This is a genomic window from Lentihominibacter faecis (assembly GCF_014306095.1).
Lineage (GTDB): Bacteria > Bacillota > Clostridia > Peptostreptococcales > Anaerovoracaceae > Lentihominibacter > Lentihominibacter faecis.
This window is the reverse complement of the sequence record NZ_JACRWC010000011.1, coordinates 1-10,629: the sequence shown is the minus strand read 5'-3', so window position 1 is coordinate 10,629 and position 10,629 is coordinate 1. Positions and strand designations below refer to the sequence as shown.

At 49.5% G+C, this 10,629-nt stretch carries 9 protein-coding genes; 3 read left to right on the top strand and 6 right to left on the bottom strand.

Going from position 1 to position 10,629, the window contains the following annotated elements; translation table 11 throughout:
* The coding region (locus tag H8876_RS00635) for an integrase core domain-containing protein (RefSeq protein WP_249286129.1) at positions 1 to 298 on the top strand (298 nt) is incomplete at its 5' end.
* A gap of 114 nt (positions 299 to 412) precedes the next feature.
* Here H8876_RS00635 and H8876_RS00630 read toward each other — a convergent pair.
* Positions 413 to 1,828 (bottom strand): FAD-dependent oxidoreductase, encoded by a 1,416-nt coding sequence (locus H8876_RS00630; RefSeq protein WP_465250717.1) that lies wholly within the window; start codon positions 1,826 to 1,828, stop codon positions 413 to 415.
* A 531-nt stretch (positions 1,829 to 2,359) separates the two neighbouring features.
* Positions 2,360 to 3,943: a monomeric [FeFe] hydrogenase gene (locus H8876_RS00625; protein WP_249286127.1), complete on the bottom strand. Its 1,584-nt coding sequence runs from the start codon at positions 3,941 to 3,943 to the stop codon at positions 2,360 to 2,362.
* A 327-nt stretch (positions 3,944 to 4,270) separates the two neighbouring features.
* Here H8876_RS00625 and H8876_RS00620 point away from each other — a divergent pair, with 327 nt between their 5' ends.
* Both H8876_RS00620 and H8876_RS00615 read left to right on the top strand, forming a co-directional pair.
* Positions 4,271 to 5,467: an ATP-binding protein gene (locus H8876_RS00620; protein ID WP_249286126.1), complete on the top strand. Its 1,197-nt coding sequence runs from the start codon at positions 4,271 to 4,273 to the stop codon at positions 5,465 to 5,467.
* 208 nt (positions 5,468 to 5,675) lie between these two features.
* The gene (locus H8876_RS00615) at positions 5,676 to 6,596 is read left to right on the top strand and encodes a DMT family transporter (protein WP_249286125.1); all 921 of its coding nucleotides are present in this window, start codon (positions 5,676 to 5,678) and stop codon (positions 6,594 to 6,596) included.
* Positions 6,597 to 6,795: 199 nt separating this feature from the next.
* On the opposite strand, the gene H8876_RS00610 is transcribed toward H8876_RS00615, so the two are convergent.
* The 4 genes from H8876_RS00610 to H8876_RS00595 form a co-directional block, all read right to left on the bottom strand.
* Entirely contained in the window at positions 6,796 to 8,178 is a 1,383-nt protein-coding gene (locus tag H8876_RS00610; protein WP_177264944.1) for a TrpB-like pyridoxal phosphate-dependent enzyme, read from the bottom strand.
* A gap of 91 nt (positions 8,179 to 8,269) precedes the next feature.
* Positions 8,270 to 8,497, bottom strand: coding sequence for a hypothetical protein (locus H8876_RS00605; RefSeq protein ID WP_249286124.1), 228 nt, complete (start codon positions 8,495 to 8,497; stop codon positions 8,270 to 8,272).
* 342 nt (positions 8,498 to 8,839) lie between these two features.
* Positions 8,840 to 9,967: a hypothetical protein gene (locus tag H8876_RS00600; RefSeq protein WP_249286123.1), complete on the bottom strand. Its 1,128-nt coding sequence runs from the start codon at positions 9,965 to 9,967 to the stop codon at positions 8,840 to 8,842.
* A gap of 127 nt (positions 9,968 to 10,094) precedes the next feature.
* A partial coding sequence (locus H8876_RS00595; protein ID WP_346727817.1) for a D-alanyl-D-alanine carboxypeptidase family protein occupies positions 10,095 to 10,629 on the bottom strand: 535 nt, incomplete at its 5' end.

The window sequence follows — 10,629 nt, the reverse complement described above, 5'->3', positions numbered from 1 at the left end:
TCAGCCGGGAAAAGAAACTCTAACGATGTTTCAACGCACACTCAGAAACAACGACATCTGCCATAAGCTGATCAAACCTTTTACCCCAAGGCATAATGGGAAAGTAGAACGCAGTCATCGCAAAGATAACGAACGATTTTACGCCACCCATAAGTTTTATTCCTTTGAAGATTTTTCAAAGCAGCTGCAGCGATACAACTACAGGGATTACAATCGTTTTCCTATGCGCCCGCTGGGATGGAAATCTCCTCAAACTGTTTTAGATGATTTCGTACTTGATGGTGTAACATATGTTTGACAAACCTACAGAAGCAGAAAAGTAAGCAACTATCCTTGCACGGAGTGTCCTGCCGCTCGCAGATGACTGCGCTGCGCTAAACTGCTATTGTGTTAATGCTGCAAATTTCATTCCCTACAGCAGCCTGTCGTCGTAGATATTTTCCAGCCCAAAGCGACGGATCCTCTGTCTGATCTCATCCGGATCCGTGGAATAAAACCCTTTATCTTTCATCCTTTGAAAATACTCTGCCCCGGAGAATGTGTAACGCGTCATAAGCCCGTCTTCCGACTCAAGACTCTTGTTGGCATATGCGATCAGATCCCCGATGGCGATCCCTGCAGGCAACTCCAGCGGCCGCATTCCCTTCAAGTAGCGAACAGCATTGTGCCCTGCCAGACTCCCTGTAGAAATCGCCTCCGTATGCCCGACGAACAAACCGGATTTTTCCCCGCCGCAAAACAAGTTCCTGATCTTCATGACACGCATAGTATTGTCCCGCTCCGCAACCGATAAATATCGGATGGAATTTCCCTTGCCACCCGCATACGGATCTGCATATCGAGCATTTTCAAATCCCGGGATCTGCCGCAAAGTTTCCAGATCAAAAAACGGCGTCATGATCTTAGCGTATCCCGTGTCCAGCAAAACAATATTTTCCGCGAATTCCTGCAAAGCGTACTGCTTGCAGACTTTCATATCCAGCTTTTCTTTTTTTACGGCTGCGTGCGGAAGCGGGATCACCGCTACGCCTTCTTCGTTCAGCTTCTTTTGGATCTCGGCAGAAAGGGATCCTTTTTCCAGTTTTCCACTGCCGCTGAACGCCCCGAAGGATCCGTCCCGCCGGCGGCCCATGATATCGCTGCCGCCGGCTCTTGCACTGATACTGACCCGAGGACCAAATGCCGGGCATCTGAGGACGCACATGCAACACCCGTTACCGTATGTAAGGCAGTTTCCCATCGGGCCCGTAGAACCAGTGGTTTCAACGAAGACGTCTCCTTCGATGGTTTGTTCCGAATCACCGCCGATACCCGCCGGATTTCCCGCCAGGATCAGTTTCTCGATGACAGCATCCTGCACATCTCCATTGTCAAAAGGCTCTGTATTGCTGCAGCGTGTTTCGCCAGGATGCTCGATGCCGCTGATCCGGCGATCACGATCGCCGCTACCGCATGCCCCGCGCCCGGATTTTTGCAGCACCACATCTACTGCCCGTGCCATCAGCCGCACGTCCACGCCCTTCTCCCGCAGAAGCCTTCGTACATTTGGCTCCACTTTCATCACATCATAAAGACTGGCATGTTTATGTCCCGGAAAATCAATATTGACATGCCGAGAGCACCGATCGGTTATGTCAAAAAGTTCCCGTGCTCCCAATGCGATATTTTCCTCGGCTGCTGTGAATCTGCCGTTGTTTCTCATGATGCCGCCTACATTCCCAAGCCCCAGCAGCATGTCGGTCTTTTCCAGCAAGGTCACCTCTGCCCCTGCTTTTCGTGCCGCCAGCGCAGCAGCACATCCGGACCAGCCACCGCCTATGATCACCACTTTATACAAAAAAATCCCTCCTTCGCTCTATCCTGTTTAGGATATGCGAGGGAGGGTAGTTTGGTGTCTGTTTGATGTCTGCGGTTTGGGAGTGTGTTTGGGGTTTACGGTTTGGGGGTAGAGACCGGAATTTCGAGAACTGGGCGCTGGCATGACAGGAACTGGGCGCTCACATGTCAAGAACTGAGCGCCGGCATGTTGTTCCATTATTTGTAATTCCACTTTTTGAGTTGAAGTAGGCTGATTAAATCATAGTTTGTCAGATAACTGCCTTTTTTCGAGGATGATTTTTGGGAGATTTTGGCAATGACGGCTCACTTTTTGAAAAAGAGAACCCTGAAAGCTAATTATTTCAGCTCTCAGGGTTCTGATTCTCTATTCCTGTTATGAAATCTTAACGTTTCTTACTATGATTTTCGTTGTGCTATTCATTAATGAGGCCGGCACTCGAAATTACTATGATTTTTTAGGATTTCTCGCTGAAAAAATCATAAACTCGTGTCGGCGCACGCAGGGTGCTCGATCAGTGCCCTACAGCACATCCCGGATCTCCTTATGGCTGGCTTTTTTCCCATAGTTATCGATGGCGCGTTTGTCAGCGTTGCCGTGACTCAGGCAGGCGGCTCCGCCAATGCAGCCGTCGGTGCAGACCATGCCCTCGATGAAATTGTTTGGCAGCAAGCCTTTGCTGGCACGCAGAAGAGCAGTTTTACAGTTGTCGATACCGTCGCAGACGATCGGGTCGAACACGAACGGCTTACTGTCGGTGCTGTCTCCATCACAGGCGCCATCGCCAGATGCAGGTTTTCCAGGATTTGTACCAGCATCGCCGGATGCCGGTTTGCCAGAAGCTCCAGCCTCGCCGGATGCCACAGCCCCGCTAGTGCCTGCACCGTCTGGGGCATCAGCCTTTGCAGCTTCTTCCGCAGCCTTCTGCTCGCGCACCGCCTCGGTGACCGCTTCACTTAGACCGCCTGTGCGGGCAAAGACTCTTCCGTAATATGTAGCAGTATCGAGCTCTGTTTCCGGCAGCTGATCCACGGCGATATCTTTGCTGTCAATCATAGCCTGCAGCTCCTCAAAAGTCATGACGTAGTCCACATACTGGTGGACCTCCGGCTTGCGGACTTCGCCCTTTTTCGCCGTGCAAGGTCCGATGAAGACGATCTTTGCATCAGGATCCTGTTCCTTGATCAGCTTGCCTGTCTCTGCCATCGGCGAAAGATTATGAGAAATATGCTCCGCCAGCTGCGGGAATTTCATCTTGATATATTTGACAAAAGCCGGGCAGCAGGAGGATGTCAAAAATCCTTTTTCCTGCAGTTCCTGTGCCTCCTTGTACGCTACGATGTCTGCTCCCAGAGCCACCTCTTCCACCGCGTAGAATCCCAGCTCACGGATCGCCGAGATGAGCTGTCCTGCCTTAGCGTACTGGAACTGGCCTGCGATAGCCGGTGCCACGATGGCATGCACATGATAGTGTTTATTGTTATCGCTGTCCACGATGGTCTTGATGATGTCGGTGATACTGGACACGTCCAAAGTCGCACCGAAGGGACACTTGTATACGCATGCTCCGCACTCGATGCATTTCTCACTGTCGATCTGAGCTACACCGTCCGGCGCCATGGAAATGGCGTCCACTTTGCAGGCTCTCTCGCATGGTCGCTTGAAATTAGCAATGGCACTGTACGGACAGCTCTTGGCGCATTTACCGCATTCCACGCACTTAGATTTGTCTATTTCCGCTTTTTGATGGGAATCAACGGTGATAGCACCCAGTTTGCACGCATCCACACAGGCATGCGCCACGCACCCTCTGCAAAGATCCGTCACCACATGTCCTGCCACCGGGCATTCATCACATGCAATGTCGATGACCTGGATCACATTATGATCCTCCTTCTTGCCGCCCAGTGCGATACGGATCCTCTCCGCCACGATAGCTCTGTCCTTGTAAATGCAGCAGCTCATGGTCGGCTCGCCCTTCTTGACCACCTGGTTTGCGATATCGTTGAACACCGAAAACGCATCATTTCCCACCCAGGTCTGGCGCGCCAGCTCAGTCAGGACCTTGTACTTTAATTTCTGCACGTATGTGTCGAAAATCCTCATATGTTCATCTCCATTAATACTCCATAGAAGTCATTTATCCTTGTAATTCTTATGATAATGCACCGTTGTTAAAATGTAAACAACTATCGGAGCATCCGAAATTATTGGTAAGATTCAGACATTTGTACCGCAAAGAAACCCGTTACAAACTACCCGTATTCGCACTGCGGAATTTTCCATCACCAATTTTATCCACTTTCAAAAAATGAAAAATTTTACGATTTTGAAAGCGGCTGCTTGCATATACTATTTACAGGCAGTATAATACGTGTTATAAGACAGTTTCAAAAAATAAAAAAAATTTAACTTTTGAAAGTGGTAAACTATATGAAAACTATTACGAGGAAAAAATATCTTGATAGAATCATCCAACTGAACGGAACTCCTGATATCAAAATCATTACAGGTATCCGTCGTTCCGGCAAATCAAAATTGATGCAGGCATATATTGAGTATCTGAAAAGTCATTTGGAAAACATCAATATTATATTCATCGACTTTATGGATCTGGCATTTGAAGAAATCAAAGAATACCATGCCCTGCACGCTTATGTAGAAGAACGCTATCAAGAGGGAAAAGAAAATTATCTTTTTGTGGATGAAGTTCAGATGTGCCCGCACTTTGAGCTGGCAATCAACAGCCTGTACTCAAAAAACAAATATGATATCTATGTAACAGGCTCCAATGCATTTCTGCTAAGTGCTGACTTAGCAACTCTTTTTACCGGCCGATATATTGAGATTCACGTGTTTCCGTTCAGTTTCCAGGAATATTGCCAGTACAACGATACTGTTCAGGATAAAGACAAACTTTTTGACGATTATTCCCTAAAAGGCGGTTTGGCTGGTTCCTATGCATACAGAACAGAAAAAGACCGGACAAATTATATTAAAGAAGTTTACGAAACCATTGTAACGAGGGATCTGGTACAAAAATATGCCCTGCCTGACACTTTGGTTCTGCAAAGATTAAGCGAGTTTCTCATGGACAATATCAGCAATCTGACGTCTCCCAATAAGGTCAGTCAGCTGCTGGCGGCGAATGATACTCCAACAAATCATGTAACTGTCAGTAAATATATTAAATATCTGTGCAATGCTTTTGTATTTTACGATATTAAACGCTACGATATTCGAGGAAAAAAGTATCTTGCGAACTCTGAAAAATTTTATCTCTGTGACAGCGGAATTCGTTATGCAATTCTCGGCAGCAGAAATATGGATTATGGCAGGGTCTATGAAAATATAGTATGCATCGAGCTGCTTCGCCGCGGATATGATGTTTACGTAGGAAAGCTGTATCAGAAAGAAATCGACTTTGTCGCACAAAGAGGCAGCGAAAAAATTTATATTCAGGTGAGTGATAATATTTCCGAAGAAAAAACTTTTGAGCGGGAAGTATCCCCACTTCTGCAGATACGTGACGCCTATCCGAAGATGATCATTGCCCGGACAAAACATCCGAAATACAGTCACGAAGGGATTGAAATTTATGATATAGCAGACTGGCTGCTGCAGGAGTAGTCCCAGGAAATTTTGACAGCCGAAATGATAAAAGGAAGCTTTGCGGAAATCCTCAAAGGCGACCACCCTTGGCAAAAAATATTTTCGAAATTTGCAGAATTTTTGATGAAAGTAGTTACATTTTGTGTTACTATACTTGTACCGGTCATTCTGACCTACGAGGCTGCGACATTCTTTGCAGCTTCCATGTTTACATGAGGGAAGTATTATGAACAACAAAATCAAGACACACAGTTTAGCATTTCTGACGATCCTGCTGTGGGGATCGGCGTTTCCATTCACGCGTTTTCTGGGCGATGCTATTTCGTCCTCGGCGTTGTGCTTCGAGCGGTGCTGCATCTCAGCCATAGTGCTGCTGATCATCGGAAAGATCTGTCATATCCGAAAGCCGTTCTGCAAGAAAGATCTGCTGTGGTTTTTCCTGTCCGGGGTACTGGGATTTTCGGCTTATTTCATGTTTTTCAACATCGGCATGTCAACACTGACATCAGCTACCGGAAGTATCGTGACCACATCATCTCCGATCCTGACCGCCATCGGGCTCTATACTATTTACCACGAACGGATCAACTGGATCGGCTGGATCTCTATCGCATGTGCTTTTGGCGGTGTGGCGGTACTCCTGCTATGGAATGGAGTGCTTTCTATTAACATTGGTATCTTGTGGATGTTCCTTTGCGGTTCCGTATTTGCAGGCTACAGCGTCCTCAACCGGAAGTTCGCCGAAATGGGCTACACAGCTATGGAAGTAGTTACCTACAGTGCCGTATTCGGGGCGATCCAGACGATGGTATTCCTACCGGATCTGATCCACGACATGGCGAATGCCGGTCTTTCAGCTAACCTGAGCGGGATCTATCTCAGCGTATTCCCAAGCGCGCTGGCATACCTGTCCTGGAGCAAGGCGATCGCTATTGCAGACCGCACCAGCGAAGTGACCAACTACATGTTCGTCAATCCGCTGATCGCGGCCATCATCGGTTTTATCATGCTGCGGGAAGTCCCTGACATGGGAACGTTTATCGGTGGCGCCATCATCATTGCCAGTGTCATCGTGTTCACGCTGAAAGGAGCCGGAGCTGCACAAACCAAGCAAGGGCATCCAAAGCTGGCAGATGTGAAGCATTAAGGTCATGAACAATATAAGAAGGGGCTGTCGCATTAACGATTTAAGATCGTTAGGGCGACAGCCCCGTTTTGTTGTGCGAAGTCTTTGCAGGAAGCTTTGCAGGAAATTCAGCAGAAAATTTTGCAGGATCGCGACGTGATGCGATTGCTAATGCTGAATCTGCGAGTCCGTCCGCTGCATCAGCAACGTCGATATCAGCTTACTCCTGGATCCCCGGGATAGTCGGCAGCGCATCGATGGACGGCTGCAGCTCTTCGTCTGTCGGAACGCTGTCGCTCATGCGGCCTTCGTTGTAAGCTGCATAAGCAGTCATATCGAAATAGCCGGTTCCTGTGAGGCCGAAGAGGATCGTCTTGGTTTCGCCGGTTTCTTTGCATTTCAGTGCTTCGTCAATGGCTCCGCGGATCGCGTGTGCAGATTCCGGTGCCGGAAGGATCGTTTCCAGCTTGGCGAACTGAACGGCCGCTTCGAAAACTTTTGTCTGTTCGTAGGATTCTGCTTCCATGTACTTGTCTGCATACAGCTTGGAAAGGATCGGGGACATGCCATGGTAGCGGAGGCCGCCGGCGTGGTTTGCAGAAGGCTTGAAGGTGCAGCCCAGGGTGTACATTTTAGCCATCGGCGTGATCTTGCCCGTGTCGCAGAAGTCATATTTATAAACGCCTCTTGTAAGGGACGGACAGGATGCCGGTTCCACAGCGATGATGCGCGGATCAGCTTTGCCGGTCAGTTTGTCCTGCATGAACGGCGCGATGAGGCCGCCCAGGTTGGAACCGCCGCCGGCACATCCGATGACGATGTCCGGGTACTCGTCCAGCTGTTCCATGGCGATCTTGGATTCCAGGCCGATGATCGACTGGTGAAGGAGCACCTGGTTGAGCACGGAGCCCAGCACGTAGCGGTATCCTTCGTTGGTCACTGCTACTTCTACAGCTTCCGAAATAGCGCATCCAAGGCTTCCGCTGTTGTCCGGGTCTTCTGCCAGGATCTTTCTGCCTGCCTCCGTCCGATCGGATGGAGATGCAAAGACCTGTGCGCCAAACGTCTTCATGATGTCCTTACGGAACGGCTTTTGGTTATAGGAAACTTTGACCATGTACACCTGCAGGTCGAGACCAAAATAAGAACATGCTTCGGAAAGTGCTGTTCCCCACTGACCTGCACCGGTTTCTGTAGTCACACCCTTGAGGCCTTCCTTCTTAGCGTAGTAAGCCTGTGCCACTGCGGAGTTGAGCTTATGACTGCCAGATGTGTTGTTTCCTTCGAATTTATAGTAGATCTTCGCTGGCGTGTCCAGGGCTTTTTCCAGATTGTAAGCTCTGCAAAGCGGTGCCGGGCGATAGATCTTATAGATATCGCGGACTTCTTCCGGGATGTCGAAGTATCTCGTTTCGTTGTCCATTTCCTGCTGGGCCAGTTCTTTGCAGAATACCGGGTAAAGGTCTTCCACTACCGCCGGTTTCCCGGTTGCCGGATTGATCATCGGCGCTGCCTGCTCTTTCATATCAGCGCGCAGGTTATACCATTGCTGCGGGATCTGGTCTTCGGTTAAATATAATCTGTGTGGTACTTTGATTGTCATGATGGTGCTCCTTTCGTTTGAGCCGCGCGCTGTATCTAAGATACAATCGGCTCATAAAAAAAACTTCTGTCCTTAAAACTCAGGACAGAAGTTATACTTCTGCTATGCCACCCGGGGGAATGCCCCTTCGTTCTACGTACAGCTTTCGATACGCGCTCCCTTTGTTACAGGTGGAGATCCCGTCAGTTTCTACTTGGCTCGCACGGCTTTCAGCGATAACGCCTGCTGCAGGGGTAATGCCTGCTGCGGCGATAATGCCTGCTGCGGCGATAATGCCTGCTGCGGCGAGCGGTTCGTCTGCCCTCATAAGTCCATTCACTCCGGATTTTCCTGCCGCAATCCCACCATCTGCGGCTCTCTTTGAGGTCTATGCCCGAGTTACTACTCTTAATCATCGGTTTGTATTTTTGAAATTGTTCTTGGTGGTATTATATTTCTCAAGAAGGAAAATGTCAAGGGCAAGTTGAGATTTTTTATCTCGGATAAACGGGCGTTTGATGCACGGGCAGTCTGTTTCAGTCAGTCTCAGTCTGTTTCAGTCAGTTACCCCTTATAATCGACCCGAAACTGACTGAAACGCTTTTGAGATGCAGCGGCTAGTGTAGAAGCTAATGTAGAGACTAAGGTAGAAGCTAAAATGGTGCGCGATCGAAATATCATTTTACTCGGGAAGTAAAAAATCCAGGGCAGAAAATTCCCGGCATTTACACATTTTGCGGAGATTTCCCTTAGCGTCCACATGACCGCAGGCGCCGCAGATCCCTTCTCCGCAGCACAGATGGAAGTTATTGCAGAAGACCAGTTTCTCCGGCGGGATTTTCATCACAGCCGACAGGCGTTTGATGTAATAGTCGGATGCAAGCAGGAAAATTCGGTCATAGTCGGTTTGCTGCAGGCAAGGCGCGTTCAGATCAGGGTCGTGCGAGTCGGACGTGTGCAGGGCAGTGGTAATCGAGTCGGACGTGTGCAGGGCAGTGGCAGGGGGGGCAGTGGTAATCGAGTCGGTTTGCTGCAAAGGCGAAGCTGCCGCGGGTTGCTCCAGCAGCTTCGCCAGCGACTGAAACTCCAGACGAAAGCGCCCGCCCTCACTCCTGTAAGCCTCCGGCTGCCAGGCGCGAAACTGCTGGCGGATCACATCATCGCCGACCTTTTCCGGATCAGCGATCACATGAATGTCGACCCGGCCCGCAGCCCACCGGATCAGATTCACTGCCGGAGCGAATCCCACTCCTTTGGTCAAAATAAGCCAGCGCTTTCGGACAGAAATCCCCGGATCATGCAGGTCCAGCATCCCGGCAGCACCTTTGCCCAGCAGACCACTGCGATAAATACCTCTCATTTCCAGAAAATCCTCACAGGCAGCAAGGGCTTTCGTCTTTGCAGAAATGATCTTGAGGATGACCCAGAGACTTTCGTGCTCCACATCCGCTGCCATGACAGAGACGGGAACACTGGTCATCTCCGGTGCTCCAGGTGGTTTCAGAAATAAAAAAGAACCCGGCCGGGATGCTTCCAGAGCAAAACCTCGCGGAACACGAAGCTGCAGCATAAGCAGATCATCGCCTTGCCGGAGCCTTTGCAGGATCTCGGTGCTCCGAGCCTTCCTTTTTGTTCGCACCATGCTCCCGTTTTGCATATATTCATTATAAACGCAGACGCCTGCCCACCTGCAGCTGCATTCCCGTGCGCCTGATAATCTGCTGCATACCAGGCAATCCCCGGTTTCTGCCAGCGGGCAGGGGCAGTTCCGTGTGCCGACGTCAGCACAGATTGGATTAAAATACGTCATGATTTGCCTCCTTTGCCATTAGCATATGCAGCGAAGGAGGTTTCGGTCAAAACTGTGACAAAGCGGAACTCGACAAGCGAAAACACATCGCAAGACGAGCAAGATAAGCAAGATGAGAAAGATGCGATCACAGCACATCAAAACCGTATTCCATCAGCCGGTAAGCATCCTGGAACCAGTTGGGCGCACTCATGACAACACAGATGACGTTCTTTCCATCTCGGGTAGCAGAAGCCGCAAGGGTTCGCCCGGAAGCCTTGGTATAGCCGATCTTGACCCCGTTACCCCCATCAAACTGACGAACAGTCTTGTTCTTGTTGACAAAATGCCGGTACGTGCTCCCGGGGCGATCTGCATTCCACTCCTTTGCAGCTACCATCCTTCTAAAGGTCTTGTTTTTCATGGCAGTACGCGTGATATTCGCCAGATCCCGCGCCGTGGTATAATGATCTTCATCAAACAACCCGTTGGGATTGGTGAAATGCGTGCCGGTGCAGCCAATAGCATCCGCTCTCCTGTTCATCATTTCTATAAAGTGCTGCTGTGTTCCGCCAATAACGCAGGAAAGCGCAACAGCCGAATCGTTTCCAGACACCAGCATCATACCGTATAGCAAGTCCTCTATAGAGATTTTCTCACCGGCTTTCAGGTACAGAGACTGT

What these genes read in the sequence shown, in the direction of transcription:
- H8876_RS00625 (WP_249286127.1), bottom strand. Translation starts at nt 3,943, where the DNA reads ATGAGGATTTTCGACACATACGTGCAGAAATTAAAGTACAAGGTCCTG.
- H8876_RS00620 (WP_249286126.1), top strand. Translation starts at nt 4,271, where the DNA reads ATGAAAACTATTACGAGGAAAAAATATCTTGATAGAATCATCCAACTG.
- H8876_RS00615 (WP_249286125.1), top strand. Translation starts at nt 5,676, where the DNA reads ATGAACAACAAAATCAAGACACACAGTTTAGCATTTCTGACGATCCTG.
- H8876_RS00610 (WP_177264944.1), bottom strand. Translation starts at nt 8,178, where the DNA reads ATGACAATCAAAGTACCACACAGATTATATTTAACCGAAGACCAGATC.
- H8876_RS00600 (WP_249286123.1), bottom strand. Translation starts at nt 9,967, where the DNA reads ATGACGTATTTTAATCCAATCTGTGCTGACGTCGGCACACGGAACTGC.